This window comes from Streptosporangium sp. NPDC053982 (assembly GCF_055585205.1).
The window spans coordinates 200043-217074 of record NZ_JBVJKQ010000007.1; the positions used below are offsets into that span (position 1 = coordinate 200043).

General features: G+C 67.3%; 12 protein-coding genes and 1 pseudogene. 9 read left to right on the plus strand and 4 right to left on the minus strand.

The genetic code is table 11. The annotated features are described in order from the left end of the window. Positions 1 to 187: 187 nt before the first annotated feature. Positions 188 to 382, minus strand: coding sequence for a CsbD family protein (locus tag ACZ6W9_RS14490; RefSeq protein ID WP_362945067.1), 195 nt, complete (start codon positions 380 to 382; stop codon positions 188 to 190). Between the two features lie 73 nt (positions 383 to 455). On the opposite strand from ACZ6W9_RS14490, the gene ACZ6W9_RS14495 reads away from it, so the two are divergent. From ACZ6W9_RS14495 to ACZ6W9_RS14525, 7 genes and pseudogenes are all read left to right on the plus strand, one after another. Then, positions 456 to 1259: a hypothetical protein gene (locus tag ACZ6W9_RS14495; RefSeq protein WP_389963135.1), complete on the plus strand. Its 804-nt coding sequence runs from the start codon at positions 456 to 458 to the stop codon at positions 1257 to 1259. Between the two features lie 450 nt (positions 1260 to 1709). Then, positions 1710 to 4853: an AfsR/SARP family transcriptional regulator gene (locus ACZ6W9_RS14500; RefSeq protein ID WP_470118084.1), complete on the plus strand. Its 3144-nt coding sequence runs from the start codon at positions 1710 to 1712 to the stop codon at positions 4851 to 4853. Positions 4854 to 4979: 126 nt separating this feature from the next. After that, positions 4980 to 9995, plus strand: coding sequence for a LamG-like jellyroll fold domain-containing protein (locus ACZ6W9_RS14505; RefSeq protein ID WP_389963141.1), 5016 nt, complete (start codon positions 4980 to 4982; stop codon positions 9993 to 9995). A gap of 610 nt (positions 9996 to 10605) precedes the next feature. Further along, positions 10606 to 11426 (plus strand): annotated as a pseudogene (locus ACZ6W9_RS14510) (transposase family protein). A gap of 121 nt (positions 11427 to 11547) precedes the next feature. Beyond that, positions 11548 to 11904, plus strand: a complete 357-nt coding sequence (locus tag ACZ6W9_RS14515; protein ID WP_389963144.1) for a transposase family protein — start codon at positions 11548 to 11550, stop codon at positions 11902 to 11904. Between the two features lie 81 nt (positions 11905 to 11985). After that, a complete protein-coding gene (locus ACZ6W9_RS14520) occupies positions 11986 to 12156 on the plus strand; it encodes a hypothetical protein (protein ID WP_389963146.1) in 171 nt (56 codons plus the stop codon). Positions 12157 to 12469: 313 nt separating this feature from the next. Then, positions 12470 to 13438 (plus strand): phosphotransferase, encoded by a 969-nt coding sequence (locus tag ACZ6W9_RS14525; protein WP_389963148.1) that lies wholly within the window; start codon positions 12470 to 12472, stop codon positions 13436 to 13438. Positions 13439 to 13517: 79 nt separating this feature from the next. Here ACZ6W9_RS14525 and ACZ6W9_RS14530 read toward each other — a convergent pair whose 3' ends face one another. The 3 genes from ACZ6W9_RS14530 to ACZ6W9_RS14540 all read right to left on the minus strand — a co-directional run bounded on the left by ACZ6W9_RS14530 (position 13518) and on the right by ACZ6W9_RS14540 (position 15432). Then, positions 13518 to 14282 (minus strand): VOC family protein, encoded by a 765-nt coding sequence (locus ACZ6W9_RS14530; RefSeq protein ID WP_389963151.1) that lies wholly within the window; start codon positions 14280 to 14282, stop codon positions 13518 to 13520. Then, on the minus strand, positions 14267 to 14785 hold the full coding sequence (locus tag ACZ6W9_RS14535; RefSeq protein WP_389963153.1) for a MarR family winged helix-turn-helix transcriptional regulator: 519 nt from the start codon (positions 14783 to 14785) through the stop codon (positions 14267 to 14269). Before ACZ6W9_RS14535 ends, ACZ6W9_RS14530 begins: the two co-directional genes overlap by 16 nt. Positions 14786 to 15000: 215 nt before the next feature. Continuing rightward, positions 15001 to 15432, minus strand: a complete 432-nt coding sequence (locus tag ACZ6W9_RS14540) for a MarR family winged helix-turn-helix transcriptional regulator (protein WP_389963156.1) — start codon at positions 15430 to 15432, stop codon at positions 15001 to 15003. 56 nt (positions 15433 to 15488) lie between these two features. Here ACZ6W9_RS14540 and ACZ6W9_RS14545 point away from each other — a divergent pair, with 56 nt between their 5' ends. Together ACZ6W9_RS14545 and ACZ6W9_RS14550 are read left to right on the plus strand one after the other, a co-directional pair. Continuing rightward, positions 15489 to 15932 carry a VOC family protein gene (locus ACZ6W9_RS14545; protein ID WP_389963159.1) on the plus strand — a complete coding sequence of 148 codons (444 nt, stop codon included), beginning with the start codon at positions 15489 to 15491 and terminating at the stop codon, positions 15930 to 15932. Between the two features lie 242 nt (positions 15933 to 16174). Then, positions 16175 to 16915, plus strand: a complete 741-nt coding sequence (locus tag ACZ6W9_RS14550; protein WP_389963161.1) for an SH3 domain-containing protein — start codon at positions 16175 to 16177, stop codon at positions 16913 to 16915. Positions 16916 to 17032 lie beyond the last annotated feature (117 nt).

Sequence of the window (17032 nt, forward strand, 5' to 3'; positions counted from 1 at the left end):
GTGCCGCGCCCCCCCCCCCCCCCGCCCCCCCCCCCCCCCCGGCCCCGCCCCCCCCCCCCGGGGGGGCGGGGGGGGGGGCGGGGGGCGCGCGCCGCCCCGCCCCCCCCCCCCCCCCCCCCCCCCCCCCCCCCCCCCCCACGGCCGGAACCTCCTGGAACGGGAGGCTTCGGCCTACTGGGCTGGGAGATCAACGCTTGAAGGCGTCCTTGACGTCCTTGGCGCTGTCCTTCAGCTTCTCCCCGGCCTGCTTGAACTTGCTCTCCCCCTGGTCGGCCCGGCCCTCGGCCTCAAGGCGCTCGTCGTCCGTGGCGCGGCCGACACCCTCCTTGACCTTGCCCCCGAGCTCCTGGGACTTGTTGGAGATCTTCTCGTCAGCACCCATGGGTGATTCCTCCCCTTGCGCGAAGTTCTCTCTGCTCAGAGATACTTAGTGTCCGCAGATCAAAGGGGTAAACATGCACGACAGCGCACCGGCGGCCTCGGCCGAGGCCATCCGCCCGCCGTACGGGGCCGCGGACAGGCGCTCCCCGGGTGTACCGGCGGGCGAGGGGCGCTTCCCGGACGGGCCCGAGAACGGCGTGCGCCCGCCGGGCGGCGCGGACCCGTCGAACGGGTCCTCGGACGGCGGGCTCCCGCCGGTCCCACGGCGCACCTGGGACGTGCTGTTGATCTGCGGCGCCTCCGGAACCGGTAAGACCCGGGTCAGCTACCCCCTGGCGCGGCTCCACGGCGTCCCTATCGTGGAGGTCGACGACCTCGTCGAGGCGCTCCTCGCCATGACCACACCCGAACAGCAGCCGCTCCTGCACCACTGGCGCACCCACCCCGAGGACGGCCGCCTGCCGGCCGACGACATCGCCGACCTCCAGGTCGCCATCGCCGAGGCGCTCGCCCCGGCCATCGAGGCGGTGGTGGCCAACCACCTGGAGACCGGCACCCCGGTGGTGATCGAAGGCGACTACCTGCTGCCGGGCCTCGCCGTACGGGAGTCCTTCGCCGGGATCCCGGCGGACGGGCGGGTGGCGGCGGTGGTCCTGCACGAGCCCGACGAAGCGCGGATCGCGGCGAACTACCTGAGCCGCGAGCCCGGCAACGGCGACCAGCTCGCCCGAGCCCGCGCCAGCGCCCGCTACGGCGCCCGCCTCGCGGCCCTGGCCGCCGAGGCGGGCGTCCCCGTGGTCCCGGCCCGCCCCTGGCCCGACGTCCTCACCCGCGTCACGGCCGCTGTCACACCGCCGAGACCCGGCGCACGCCCGTGACGCCGGCTCAGGCGGGCACCGGCGCATCACCGCCATGCCCCGTAAACGAAGCGCCGGGAATTCCCTGTGGTCGAGGAGCCACGGTTTTCCGTATCTGAGGCCGGGGCCGTGCCTCTGTACGGGGGTACGGCCCGGTGCGTGTCGATGATGGGCCATATCCGCAAAAGCGGTATCGGCCGCTGTCGCCCTTGGTGGCGGGATGCCTTCTTCCTTGCGAGGCCACCGGCGCGACGCGGGGCCGGAGAAGGAGTCGATTCGGTGGGCGGCCTTTCCTCGGAATCACATTTCCCGGCTGGAGCGGCGATCCGCTACCGGCACATGACAATCCGAAGTCAGGGGTGAATGTCTCTTCGGTTAGCTTCGCTTTCTTTTTCTGATCTTGTATCGTCTTCTCCGCTGTCGTGGATTCAGCGAGCTGGATCGTTCCCGAAGGCGTGTGATCCGTACGGTATGGCCTTGGGGCTTACACGGTCGCCGCTACATCCGGGAGCGATCCTTCGCAACGGGGAGGACGCTGTGGAATTCCGAGTGCTGGGGCCGGTGGGTATCTGGCGTGATGGAAGGTCTCTGTCGGTCGTAGGACAGAAACCGCGCACATTGCTGGCCGTTCTGGTGCTGAACGCTAACCGCGTCGTCTCACACGAACGGCTGCTGAGGGCTCTGTGGGGAAATGAGGCTCCCGCGTCGGGGCGAAGGTTGTTGCACAACCACCTGTGGTCCCTGCGTCGGCTGCTCGCTGACGCGGATGTTCTGGCAAGCGCTCCCTCGGGATACTCCTTGCGCATTCCTTGTGACGCTTCCGACCTAGGGGTTTTCACCGCCAGAAGCGAAAGCGCCAGGGCTGCCATGGCGGAGGGCAATGCCGAACAGGCCGCCGAGCGGTTCCGGGCGGCCCTGGACATCTGGCAGGGACCCGCCCTGTCCGGCACTCATCCGGCGTTCCAGTCGGCTGAGGGTCCAGCACTGGAAGAACGCCGGACCATCGTGCTCGCGGAGCGCATCGAGGCGGACCTCGCCGCCGGGCGCGCCTCCGAGTTGATCGGTGAGCTGAGAAAGCTCGTCACGGAGAATCCGCTCAATGAGAAGTTACGAGCCCAGCTGATGCTCGCTCTTCACCGGGAGGGGCGAACCGCTGAGGCACTTGAGGAGTACAGGCTGGCCCACCAGCAGTTCCGCAGGGAACTGGGGTTGGAACCCGGAGACGACATGGCCCGGCTCCACCAGGCCATCCTGTCAGGTGACCCCGCCCTGAGCGCGGAAGGACAGCCACGGAGATCGGGGAAGCCGGCGGCTTCAGCCCACAGTCGTCCCGTCCCCCGCCAGTTGCCTCCCGACATCGCCCGCTTCACCGGCCGAGAGGAAAGCCTGCGACAACTGGATCTGCTGCTGCCCTCGGAACAAGGGGACGGTCCTACGGTGGCGATCACCGTCATCGCCGGTACGGCGGGAGTGGGCAAGACCGCGCTCGCGACACATTGGGGGCATCGGGTCTCCGATCGGTTCCCCGACGGCCAGCTCTACGTGAACCTCCACGGTTATTCGCAGGAGGAGCCCATGACAAGAGCCCACGCTCTGCGGCGGCTGCTGAGCGGCTTGGGAGTGACGGCTGAGGACATCCCTCACGAAGCAGATGAGCAGGAGGCGCTCTACCGCTCCCTCGTAACCGGCAAGCGAATTCTCATGGTGTTCGACAACGCGATGGACCCTGAACAGGTGCGTCCCCTCCTGCCGGGATCCTCTTCGTGCAGGTCGATCGTCACCAGCCGGAACTCGCTACGCGGGTTGTCCGTCACGCATGACGTCCGGGTCATCACCCTTGACGCTCTCTCGATGACGGAGGCACGGGCGTTATTGATCGCCCTCCTGGGGCGCGAAAGGTCCCAAGCCGAAGCGGACGCCGTCTCCGAACTGGCCGAGCTGTGCGGATACCTCCCCCTCGCGCTCCGCCTGGCCACGGCGCACCTCGTGACCCGGCCGGATCTGCCCCTCGGGGCCTTCAACTCCCGGCTCAGCAGGGAGAACCGCCTGACCGCCCTGGACATCGAAGAGGACCCTCACATCGGGGTCCGCGCCGCCTTCGAACTCTCCTACCGGACCCTGCCGGGGAACGCCCGAAGGGCGTTCCGCCTGATAGGGCTGGCTCCGGGGCCGGACATCGGTTTCGACGGGGTCGTCGCGCTGACGGGTATGCCACCCGCCGAGAGCCGAGCCGTGATCGAGACACTCGTCGGCGCCCATCTGATCGGCAGGGACGGCGACCGGCTGTCGATGCACGATCTGGTCCGTGTGTACGCGTGCGACCGTGGTGAGGCCGACGACCGCGCCGATGAACGGTACGGCGCGCTGTCGCGCCTGTTCGACTGGGCGCTGCGGATGAGCATCGCCGCCATGGAGGTCATCCAGCCAGGGCGGTTGGCCCGTCTCCTCGAAGAACCGCTGAGGCCGGAGGAGATGAGGTTCAAGGACAAGAACGAGGCATGGAGGTGGCTGGACGTTGAAAACCATTTCCTCATCTCGGCGATCTCGTACGAGGCGTCCCAAGGATGGCAGGTCCATGCCTGGAAGACGGCACGTGTGCTGTCGCGCTTCTTCGATGTGCGTGACCGAGTGGATGACTGGCTCGCCACTCATCGGATCGCTCTGTCCGCGGCTCAGGAGATCAGGGATCGGCGCGGCGAAGTGGAGATCGCCGGATCTCTCGCCTACGCCAACATGTTCGCGGGAAAGTATGAGGAATACCTCGGCCTCCAGCGAATGGCTCTGGCCGTACTGCGGGAGATGGGGGACCGGCGGGGTGAGGCGAGAGCGCTCAGCGACATCGGTTACGGCCTGCTCCGGATCGGCCGGATCGCCGAGGCGGTGGAGACATGCCGGGAGGCCGTACGGATCGAGTCGTCGCTCGACGTCGGTTTCGATCCGGGGAGCGGTCGCTACCGCCTGGCGATCGCATACATCCAGTTGGGAAGGTTCGAAGAGGCTCTCGGTCCCCTGATTGACCACTACGCGATGGCGAAGGAGGAGGGGGAGCGTCATAACGAGGCGTACGTTCTCGTGCATCTGGGGGAGGCCCACTCCGGGATGGGAGACTCCGCGTCCTCGCTGGAATGCCTGACACGTGCCCTCTCGCTGGGCAGGGAGTTGAAGAGCCTCCGGCTCACAGCTGACGCTCTCAACGGCCTCGGCCGTGATCTTCTCCGTCAAGGCCGGTATCCGGAGTCCCGGGCCCATTACCAGGAGGCGCTCCTTCAGGCACGACAGGTGAAGACCCGTGAACTCGAGTGCGAGATACTCGTCGGCCTGGGCAGCGCGTGCCTTCTCGCCGGAGACGAGGTCGCCGCACTAGGCCACTATGAGACAGCCGCTTCCCTCTCCTCCTCTCTCGGCTACCCCTATTACCGGGGCCTCGCCTGCAAGGGAATGGCGGAGGCGCTGGTTGCGTCGGGACAGGCGGAGGAGACGAGGATTTGGCTGGAGGAGGCCTCGGCCATCCTTGCTCCGATGGGAGTACCCGAAGCCGATGCCGTCACCGAACGGCTGAGAGCTCTGTGGGGAAGGACTCTCGCAGACACCGGGCCAGCGGTGCCGTCGCGGTGAGCGTGGACGGTATGTGAACCCATCAGCGTTCCGGTGACTTCATCCCGATGTCCTCATACACGAGAGACGGCAGGTGGCACCAAGATCGCGACACTGTGAAAGACAAGATCAACAGAGCTGCCCGTCATGCTTGCGGTGATCATCTCCGGCCGGTTCTCCCTCTCCCTTGCCGGCCGGTCAATCTCCCAGCTGACGGAGGTATCGGTGAGCGCTTCATCGCCGCACCACCTATCTGCGCCGCCGCCACGGCGCAGACGATCCAAACGGACAGGGACGGCGGTCTTAACCGTATCGGCCCTGGCCGCGTCGCTCCTTGTCGCCGCCGTTCCCCAGACGGCGCAGGCGGACCCCAGGCCGGACGCCGCGGTCGCTCCGGCCAAACCCTCGGTGACGACCTTCCCCCGTCCAGCGGACCCGGACGCGGCTCTGCGAGCCGGAGTCGAGGAGGCCCGGAAACAGAACAAGCCCGTCGAAGTTGAGGCCGCCGGAACGGAGACGTCCCGTTCCTGGGCCAACCCCGACGGCACCATCACCATGCAGGCGTATTCAGGCCCCACCCGGGTCAAGCAGCCCGACGGCTCCTGGGCATGGGTCGACACGACTTTGGTGGAGCGTGACGGTGCTCTCAAACCCAAGATCGGTAAGGCCGATGTGGCCTTCTCCATGGGAGGCGACGGCAAGGCGTTCGCGTCCATGGGGCGAGGCGGCAAGGAACAGCGGTTCACGCTGGACTGGCCCACGCCCCTGCCCCGCCCGGAGGTCAACGGCAACGTCGCCCGTTACGTCGATGCGGCCGGACCGGGAGCCGACCTGGTCGTGGCCGCCCTGCCCACCGGCTTCCAACATGACGTCGTGCTGCGCGAGAGGCCCAAGGGTCCGGTGGAGATCCGGATCCCCGTCCGGAACGACGGACTGCGTCTCACCGAAGCCAAACGAGGGCGGCTGGAACTGGCCGACTCCAAGGGGAAACTGGTGGCACACGCCCCGGCTCCGATCATGTGGGACAGCACGGAACCGGGTGCAGACGGTCAGGGCAACCGCCGAACCGGCTCGATCGACACGCAGGTCCTCGAGAAGGACGGCACCGCGACACTCGTCCTGAAACCCGACGCCGGCTTCTTGGCCGATCCCGCCACGAAGTACCCGGTAGTGGTCGACCCGACGACCACACTCACGCTCGACACCGACACCTTCGTGGCCTCCACGGGGACGGGCTACGACAACCCCGGTGCCCCGCGCCTCAAAGTCGGTGGAGAGTCCGTGAGGGACAGCTCTTCCGCGCCGAGCGTCGTCAGGTTCCACAACGCGCTCATCAAGTTCGACACCACCCCGCTGATCGGTAAGGCGGTCGGCAGCGCCCAGTTGGAGCTGTGGGCACCCAAAGCCTCAAGGTGTGATCACTGGACCAGCGGCCTGAGGGTGTCCCGGATCACCGCGCCCTGGACCCCCGGGGAGCTCACCTGGGCGAACCAGCCCTCGGTCGCACAGGCCGGCTCCCAGATCCAGCTCTGCCCGCCGTACGATCCGGACGCCGATCCCTACCCTCGGGCATTCTCCTGGGCCGTGACCCCCATCGCGAGCAGTTGGGCGGGCGGCAGTCCCAACTACGGGCTGCAGATCAGCACCGTGGACGAGACGACGCCCTGGGGCGGCGTCGGATCGATCGAGTTCCACTCCGCGGAGACCACCGGCACCGGCGCGCGTCCGCCCAAGTTGACCGTCTCCTACATGCTGCCGCCCGAGATCCCCACCGTCACCGCCGAGTCCATCGACTCCATGGACGGCAACGACGCGATCGCACGCAGCACCAAGGTCAAGGTCGGGTTCAAATCCAGCGTCGCCGAAGGCACCAACCTCGACTACACCGTCTCGGTCAACGACTCCACCATGGGAACGCCGCCCACGATCCCCACGGGGGAGACCGCCTACTGGAAGTTCGACGAGGCATCCGGGACGACGGCCACCGACTCGTCGGGGAAGGGGTTCCCCGCGACCCTCAAGGGGGCGGCCAGCCGGGACACCGGTCAGCTCGGCAAGGCGCTGAAGCTGGTCAACGACATCTACACCGACCCCAGCGACGCATATGCCGTCACCGCCAAACCCGTGCTGAACACCAACCAGAGCTTCTCGGTCAGCGCATGGGCACGCCTTGACGGCAGCGCCGGTGACCACACCGTGGTGAGCCAGGCCGGTAACCAGCAGTCCGGCTTCTTCCTCTCCTACCACGAGTATGAGCAGAAGTGGTGGTTCGGCATGCCACGCAGCGATGCCGTACCCGCCCAGGTGACGATCGTGGCGTCCAAGGATCCGGCCCCGATCAACGTGTGGACCCACCTGGTGGCCGTCTACGACGCCACCACCCAGAAGTTGCGCCTGTACGTGGACGGCACGCTCTCGGGCGAGAAAGACCACCTCACCCCGTGGAACGCCCGCGGCAACTTCCAGATCGGCCGTACCAAGATGGACGGCTCCTTCACCGACTACCTCAACGGCGGCATCGACGACGTTCACGTCTACAACCGGGTCCTGACCGAGTCGGACGTCCGCGCCCTGCACGGTGTGCCCACCGCGACCAGCTACAACGGCATCCCCTCGGGACAGGTCGTCGACAAGCTGTTCACCCTGGACAACCCGGCCAGCTTCAAGTTCGTCGTGAAGGCTTGCCGTACCGGCGTCACCCCGCCCTCCTGCAACGAGAGCCCGGCCTACCGCATCACCTCGGACGCACCGTTCATCCCCACGGACGCCGAGACAGGCATGGCCGACCCCACCCGGCCGATCCTGTCCGGCATGGTCAACCGGCCTTCCGGCGGACCGGTCACCGCGAAGTACTTCCTGTACGACAGCACCGGCGCACCGGTCGGAACGAGCCCGCTCGGCGAACGTACGGTCAACGGCGGGGAGCGGGCGTCCTTCCAGGTACCGGAGAACACCGTCCAACTCGGCAGGACGTACACGTGGCAGATGCAGACGTGCGTCGAGGAGGTCTGCACCGCCAAGACGGCCTCGGTGAGCTTCACCGTCCCCGGCACCCCGCCGGAACTGCCCGCGGAGGACGTCCGCCACCTGACCTTGCTCAAGGACAACTTCGTCATCAAGACCACCAAGACCGACCCGACGGCCTGCGACGGTAATCCCTGTCCGTTGATAGATTCTCCGATCATGCGGATCGGAGGCGCGGGCACCGATAAGACTGTCAGCGTGATCAGGTTAAGGCTAGATGAGCTCCCCAATGGCGCCGGAGTTTCAGAGGCTCTTCTCAATCTTGGCTCTCCGGATTGCATGACGAGCACATGCCCTGTAGACGGTGTCATTACTGCAATACCACTGAAGAGCCAGACCAACAATGATACCAAGGGATCAGATCTAGCGGCTGACATAGACTCCTCTACGGCCGCTACCGCGCTTCCATTAAATTCCCCTAAGGGGGATATTGCCGGAAGTGAGTATTCATGGCTCATGCTCACCTCGAATAAAGAAGAAATCGTCACATTCGGTGATGTGCCCGCGGAACGGCAGCCATCTCTCGCTCTTACTTATCTTCCTGCCGGCCCGCCCGGCAGCGTGCTCAACCTGGTGGCTCAAGCTGGAGACGCCAGCGCGATAGCAAGTTGGGGCTTACCGGAGAGCAACGGTAGCGTTGCCATCCTCGACGGCTACGACGTCGAGGTCGCCGACAGCGGTGGAGGCATCGTTAAAACCCTGGAGGTGAAGGAACCGTACGCAGCCATAAGTGGGCTTTCCAATGGCCAGACCTTCACGGTTAGGGTAAGAGCAAAGACCGCGTTCGGCGTCAGTGGCTGGGAAGAAACTACTGTCACCCCTAAATTCGTCCCGCCGCCTCCTCCGCCAAGCCAGAAGGCGTCGTGTTCTATGTCCTCGAACACTTTCTCTGGCCATGTGGGCGCTACGACCGATTCGGAGTCCGGGGCAGCGGTCTACATAGATCGAGTCAAGAACTACTATCAGGCACAGGAAGCGGTATTGGAGGGGCGAGCAGATACTATTTGGGACGCTTCGGGAGTCACCCCTGATGCTCCGAGCGCGGCCAGCCTTTCATTGCTGAATGAACGGTTGGTTCAGCAGAGGGGCGCCATGGAGCGAGTGGGTGAATCCCGCACCGACTCCACCACTGTTTTGAAGGACACTGTCATCAGCGCGGGTAGTGATGGCTCTGTGAGGGTGACAACGAACGTCGATCGAACTTGGAAAATCCAAGGGGCATCTCCTCTCGGATCCTCCACTGCAGCGGCCGAAGAAGGCCAAGTCGACCCGAGTGACTTTACGATATCGGTATTTGTCTTCGACAGATGTGGAGATATAACCGTAATCGAGGTTCCGTACGACGCGAACGAGGATTCCAGCGACTTCTCGGACGACGAAGGATGGAATTGCGGAGGGGCGCAGAGGGGTGCCGCAGTTACCCAGGCGTGCAGCGGTGCTAGTGGATCCGCCCCAGGAAGCTTAATTTCCGAAGGTTTCGACAAGACGCTCAATCTGGGTAAGAGCTGGGTCGTGCACTACCGCTTCGGGTCTTCAACACCGCGTACCGTTCATGATGCGCTCGACCCTTGGGACTCCGAATGGCCTATCGAATCTTTCGTTAACTACGTACGCATATACCCGTATCCGAGGAATATCAGCGAAAACAAAAACTACGGATGGAGCTCCTCTTACGGAAAATATCTTGTAAGTCATGCGTACATGAAGGTGACAGGCGCAACCTGTCTTCGCAGCAGCAAGGGAGGGTTCGAGGTTGGAGTCACCATCAGCATGGACCCTCAGCTCAACCTCAAATGGGGAGGGCGTAAGGGGCAGGAAGAGTGCGGCTCAGTTTCGGAGGAAAGAAAGAGAGGGTCTCGGGAGAACGCGGGGGATCCGCAGATCAATGCTTACAGGGGGCTGACCTGGGGAAAGTGCAAGAACGCGGAGTGTAGTATAGATCGATTTAGGCATGACTATCGGGCAGAGATTCGGCTAGACTTCAAAAAGAATGACACCTGGTACAGAAATTATCTAATCGGAGCGGATAAATCTTGTCAGATCACTCGGTCGAGCGGCCTGCTCAGCTCTAGCGTCTCCTACTCTATGGGAGGGTGTATCGGAAAATCCTCCGTAGAGGATGTCGGGCCGCCGCTGTAGTAATCGCGCGGATGGAATAGGTGGACGGTAGATGGGGGGCATTGTACCCCCCATCTACTTTAGGCTTATCAGTTTACTTCAAGGACCTCCAAGGCCGGACGAGGGTGTGATGAAGTTTTCGATCACCATGCCATCATAACCTTCGGTGATTTATTTCGTTTGTCCCGGGGGGTCCATTCAACCTGTTTGCTGCCGGTATGGGATTTATTTTTTCCGGATATCATTATCTGGATTTTGGCATTCGGTGCTGCGAATTTCTGAAATTCCCCCAATTGAGATGGCTTGGATTGACGCCAACAAGAAAAGGGAAAAGTATGGATAGGTGTGTCCAGATATTCTTCACTTTAGATGGCCGACGATTGATAAGTATGTGCAGAGCGAGCGGGTGGATACGGTGCTTCTTCCCTCCGACGGCCCGTGGAGGAGCCTTTCTTCCGGAATAACAGCATGTTCTGCGAGGCAAAGAATCAGTGAGCCTTTTTCATCCTCGGTGGGATGGGCAGCGGGTCACAGCATGATCGCGGGTGCCGCGTTCGCCTGATGACATAGAGAAGCCCCTGGTAGACGGGTTGATCACCACAATCACGTCCGTCACAACCAGGAGCTCCGGGTGCTGTTCTACCGTGCCGCGGTCGATTTGTCGCGCTCAACGCTGAACTACGTGGCCGGAGTCATCCGGCGGCACCGCACCACGATCGGCACCCCTTGGCGGCGGCTCACCCCCGGCCAGCAGGCCCTGCTCGTGCTGGTCCACCTGCGCAAAGGCGAGACGTCACCGAGCTCGCCGCCGGCTTCGGCGTCTCGGTGGCCACCGCCTGGCGGTACGTGCAAGAGACCGTGATGCTGCTGTCGGCCCGCTCGCCGAGGCTCGACCGGGCACTGCGCACGGCCAGGCGGGACGGACTGCACTACCTGGTGCTGGACGGCAGGCTCGTCTGCACCGACCGGGTCAAGGCCGACCGGCCGTACTACTCGGCCAAGCACCGGGGCCATGGCATGAACATCCAGGTCATCGCCTCCCCGGACGGAACGATCATCTGGACCTCCGGTGCGCTGCCGGGCTCAGTCCATGACCTGAGCGCCGCCCGGATCTGGGGCATCTTGCGCGCGCTGGAGCGGGCCGGCGCCCTCACCCTCGCCGACAAAGGCTACCAAGGCGCGGAAGGGCCGGTCGTCACGCCGTACAAGGGCCGCGGCAAACCCGTCTCCCAGAAGCGGGCCAACCGCTCCCATGCCCGGCTACGCGGCCCCGGCGAACGGGCCAATGCTCAGCTCAAGAGCTGGCGCATCCTACGCAGACTCCGCTCCAGCCCCAGCCAGGCCGGACACCTGTGCAAGGCCATCGCCGTCCTGCAGAACTACGAGATCACGCGAGGATGGAAAAGCCTCAGTGCCTATACAGCGCAGGACCGATGCGTTCTCGGCTGGTGAGACGCTGCACCCCGGACACGGACGAGTGGTTGAGGGCACCCCGGCCTGGAGACGGCAAACGCGGCCCCTGATGATCGACGGTTGTCGAAGCCAGCCGATCAAGAACAGGGGCCGCGTTCGCGTGCCATCATCCCCGATCGACGTGCTCACCCACCACTGGGAACACGTCACCTTCGCCGACCTCATCACCGGCTCGGACGATCTGCCCGCCCTGGTCGAGGTCTTGGACGCACCGCCCGACCCGCGCAGCCGCCGGGGACGCCGCTACCGCCTGGGTTCACTCCTGGCGTTATCCCTGATCGCGGTGCTCGGCGGGGCCGCCTCCCTGGCAGCGATCACCCGATGCATCGGCGGATATGACCCCGGCCTTCTGGCCCGTGCCGGGCTGTCCGGCACCGTCCGCCTGGCCACCAGTACCCTCGGACGCCTGCTGTCGCACCTGGATGGAGATGCCTTCGAGGCTGAGACCTGTGGGTAACCAGCCACTCTTGCCGTCTGCGCCCCACCCGAAGCAGATGATGACCGACCGGCACACCGAGCACCGCTCGTCGGCTTGGCGGTGGACGGCAAGACGCTGAGTGGCAGCCGGACCGCCACCGGCGGAGCCGTCTGCCTCCTGGCCGCCCTGCGCCACGACACCCAGACCGTCACTGCCCAGCGGCAGATCGCGGCAAAAAGCAATGAGATCCCCTCGTTCGCACCGCTGCTGGCCGACGATGTCCGGCTGTGAGACGAACTCCCAGTCCGGCAGTTTCCGGAAGAACTCCTGGACGTCGATGACGACGAGTGCGTTGTTCACCCCTCAAGGGTGGCGGGGGAGGGGCGAGGGCTGAAGGCATGAACCGATCAGCCTGCGGAACGATCCGGTCGGCGACACGAGCGCCCGTCAGGTGGGGACGTGATGCGGCACATCGGCCCGGCCGGCTGAGGAATCGCCCGGCCCGGGGACCGGCACGCCACTGCCCTCGGCCACCTGGACTCTCCGGCACCCGCGACCCGGGGCGGGCGGAGAAGCCGCCGGTCCCGGTCGGTACGGTGTGTCCGTGATCAGGGATGTCTCGCTGCCGGACGACTGGGAGCAGAAGGTCCGGGAGGCGCTCGCCGGGGCGCTGCCCGAGCTGCGGGACGCTCCGCTGCGGCCGCTGGGGGCCGGCCTGGACAACGTGACGCTGCTGCTGGACGACGCGGTCGTGCTGCGGCTGCCGAAGAACTCCGACGGGGCCGGGAGCGTCGCCAGGGAAGCCCGGCTGCTGCCCGAACTCGCTCTCCGGACGGGCCTCGGCGTGGAGATCCCCCGGTTCCTGTTCACCGCGCCCAACCCCATCGGGCCGGGCTCGTTCTGCGGCTACCCGCTCGTCCCCGGCGAGGTGCTGACCCCGGAGGACTGGCACGCCCGGGGGCTGCCCGGCCTGCCGGGGCCGGCCCGGCAGGTGGCCGGGATCCTCGACGCCCTGCACGCCTTCCCCGCGGAGACGGCGGAGAGGCTGGGGGCCCCGTCCTGGGACCTGCGGGAGGACTTCGCCGACGATCTGGCCGCCGTCCGGGCAGAGGTGCTGCCCCGGCTCACGCCGGGGGAGGGCCGGACTCTGCTGGCCGCCTGGGAGGGCTACCTCGGCGACGACGCCAACTTCGCCTACCGGCCCTCGTTCACGCACGGCGACGTGAGCCTGGACCACCTGCTCGTCACCGGTGGCGAGATCACCGGGCTCATCGACTTCGGCGACGCCGAGGTCGGCGATCCCGACTACGACCTGTCCTACCTCTGGGCGGAGGCGGGCCCGGATTTCGTACGGCGGGTGCAGGCGCACCGGGGCCTGCCGTTCACCGTACGGCTGGCCCGCAAGCTGGACTTCTGGGCGCTGGCGGACCCGGCGCTGGACGTGCTGTTCGGCCTGGAGCAGCGCACGCCCGAGCTGGTGGACGACGCGCTGCGCACGCTCCGCGCCCGGCTCGCCGCCCCGGCGGACCGGCGGGCCGCGCACACGGCGGGGCCGTACCCGGCGGGACCGTAGGGGAACGGCGCCACGGCCGGACGGCGTACGGAACGGGCAGGCGGCGTGCGGAACGGGCGGACCCGGTGGAGTGCGGTCGTCAGGAGGCCGGGGGCCGGTCGGCGTGGCGGGCCTGCTCCAGGTCCCGCGCGCCCGCCAGCGTCTCGGCGAGTGTCTCGCGGTCGGCCTCGCCGAGCGGCGTGTCGCGGACCCGCGCCAGCAACTCGTCGGCGCGCTCGCCGTCGCCCAGGCGCATCGCCAGTTCCGCCCGGTACACCAGCGCTTCGACGAGTTCCGTCGCGGGCGCGGAGTCCTGCTCGCGGGCCAGTGCGGTGTCAAGGATGCGTGCGGCCTGCCGGTGGTCGCCCTTGGACTCGCCCAGCACGACCGCGTTCTCCATCGCCTTGGCGATCCTGCTCCGCTCGGCCCCTGGGCCGGCCTGCTCGCCTTGATCGGCGTCGCGGGAGGCCGAACCGGAGAGGGGGAAGATCCGGATCCAGTTGCCTCCCGGGTCCACGACGCTGAATCCGGCCAGGTCGCCGGTGTTCTTCCGCTTGCGGGGGCGCGTCATCCGGGGGGTGCCGGACACCAGCAGCTTGCCGTACGCGGTCCGCATGCCGGTGGCGAAGGACTCGAACAGCGCGCCGGTGTCCGGGACCAGGACCAGGCAGGAGCCGTAGGAGGCGGCGGGGTCGAACCCGTCCATCGCGAAGAAGTGCAGGGCGATGTCCTCCCGCTGGAGCACCGTGTACGGGTTGGGGCGGGTCTGGCGGTAGGTCTGCTCGAACCCCAGGACCCGGTAGAAATCGGCGATCTCGTCGATCGACCGGCAGGGGAGGAGCGGAACGGTCACTTCGCCGGCCATGAGATCTTCCTCTTCTGGTTCGGGGTGCCGGGCGGTTTCTGGTTCGGGGTGCCGGGCGGCGCCTGCATGCCGAGCAGGACACGGATCCGGCGCAGCGCCTCGATGGTCGCCTCCGTCTCGCCGGGAGGCATGCGCTCCGCGAGACGGTTGGCCCACTCGGCCTGGCGCCGCTCGACCTGGGCGAGCGCCTCGCGTCCCTTGGGGGTCAGTCTCATCAGTCTGGCCCGCCGGTCGGCGGGGTCGTCCTCGTAGGCGATGAACCCGTCCGCCGCGAGCGATTCGGCGCTCTGCCGGACGCTCTGCCTGGTCAGGCCCATCGCCCGGGCGACCTGGGCGATGGTGCTCGGCCCGTGCTCGACCACCCCGAGCACCTGCCATCTGGCGCCGGTCAGCCCGGCAGGCCGGGCCAGTCCGTCCCCGGCGGCGAGCAGCAGGCCGTTGGCCCGGAACACCTCGATGACGAGTTCGGAGAACGCCAGCCCGGACGCGGTGAGACTCTCCACGCGATGATCCTGGCCTGAATGACAGGTACCTGTCAATCTGTTCGCCGACGGGGCACGCTCCCGGTCTGAATCGGGCCCCCGCCTGAATCGCTCTCCCGGTCTGGACCGCCCTTTCGGCCCGGATCGCGCCTCTGCCTGGATCGCGCCTCTGCCCGCCCGGAGCCCGGCTCGCCGCCCCCGGGCCCCGTGTCGGCGGCCCGGCACGCGTCCCGGGGTCAGGGCCGGTCGAAGACCTTCAGCAGCAGGTCGTGCAGCCGGGCGCGTTCCCGGGCGGACAGCGCGGCCAGCAGTTCGTCCTGGAGGACCTCGGTGTCCCGCACCATCCCGGCCAGCGCTGTCCGGCCCTCGGGCGTGACGACGACCCGCACCCTCCTGCGGTCGTCCGGGTCCCTGGTCCGCTCGGCCCATCCGGCGGCGGTGAGGTCGTCCAGCGTCTTGACGACGTCGCTGGGGTCGATGCCGAGGCGGGCGCCCAGCTCCCGCTGCGAGTGGGGGCCGAAGTCGGCCAGGGCCGCCAGCGTCGACATGTGCCAGAACCGCAGGTCGCGCTCGCCGAGCCGGGCCGCGACCCGTCCCCTGGCGGTCTTGCCGACCCTCGACAGCAGGTAGGCGGTGAGCGCGGTCAGGGTGGGCGGGATGTCCGTCATGAAAATATTGTAGGTTGCAACCAATCATTGGTGTGAACCTACGGATTGGATGTGTGATGGACGCCCTCCACCCCCGCCTGCTCGTCGGCCGCTTCGCCGAGTGCTTCCGGCTCTACGACGCCGTCCTCCCGGCGCTGTGCGGCGCCGTCCTGGCACGGGGGTCGGCGGCCGGGCCGTACGCGAGCTGGGACGTCGAGGGCCAGGGGGTGCTCGCCCTCCTCGACCGGACCGCGATGGCCGGGGTCGTGGACGCCGGCGGACCCTCCCCGGACGGCGCGCCTCCCGTGGGTGGCCGGGACTCCGGGGTCCCGCCGTACGGCGAGGGCCGGGTCGTGCTCGTCAGCCGGGTGGAGGACGTCGCCGCCGCCGCCGACCTCTACGTGCGGTACGGCGCGCGGCTGGTCGCCCCTCCGGCGGAACGCCCCGACTGGGGGCCCGGCCTGCGCACGGCCCATGTCGGCGACCCCGAGGGCAACCTCATCGAGCTCCAGTCCTACTGACCGCCCTGGCTGACGGCCTTCGGTTCTCCGCCGCCGGGCGGACGGCGGGCGGGAGGGCGGCCGGGGATCGGCGGGCGGCCTGAGGCCGGGGTCGCGGCGGATGACTTCCGGTGAACCGCTTGCGGGTTTGCACGCAGGGTAATTGGATATCTACTTTGCGTTAGCATCGCAGGTGGCATGCCATGTCATGACCTTCGGTGGTCCGGGAGCCGCAGGTGCGATGCGAATCGAAGGGAGATGTCATGCTCGGAAAACGGGTCGCGGTCTCGTTCACCGTGGGCGCCGCCGTGGGCCTGTCCACGATGCTCGCCCCACCGGCCGCCGCCCTCGCCTCCTCGGCGACCCCTGCCCCCAGCCCGAGTCCCAGCCCCGTGACCTCCGCCACCCCTCTCACGACCTCCGGGCCGTCGGCCACGGCGACCCCCGGACACCCCTCGGCGACCCCAGTCCCCGCCGCCACCCCCGACCCCTATGGCGGACACGGCCACTCCACCGACGGAAGCGGCCACACCGTCCTCGCGTGCACCTACCGGGTCACGGGTGTGCGGGCGGACAGCTACCTCAACGTCCGGTCACGGCCATCGCTGGCGGGCAGGCGGATCGGCCGGCTGACGGTGGCCGACGGGGCGTTCGCGGGGTCGTGCTCGGCCGCCGGGGGCTGGGTGGAGGTCAAGGCGTCCAACGGCAGGCTGGGCTGGGCCTCGGCGAGATACCTCCGGAAGGTCGACGAGGGGCAGAGCCCCTCCGACGACAAGACCCCGCCCGGCCTCACGTGCAACTACCGCGTCGTCAAGCTCCAGCCGGGCGGTTACCTCAACGTCCGCTCCCGGCCGGCGGCGGACGCCCGCCGGGTCGGCAGGCTGACCCCGGCCGACATCCGGTTCGCCGGGGGGTGCTCGGCCGTCAAGGGGTGGGTGGCTGTCCGCGCCTCGAACGGCAAGCTGGGCTGGGCCTCGGCGAGATACCTCCACAAGGTCACCTGACGGCGATCCCCGGGCCGCCGTTCCGGTTCCGGTGGGACTCAATCCAGCCGGAACCGGAACGGCGGGCGACGATCGCCGCGAAGGCCGGGAGGCCGTCGACGGCCTCCCGGCCAGGCC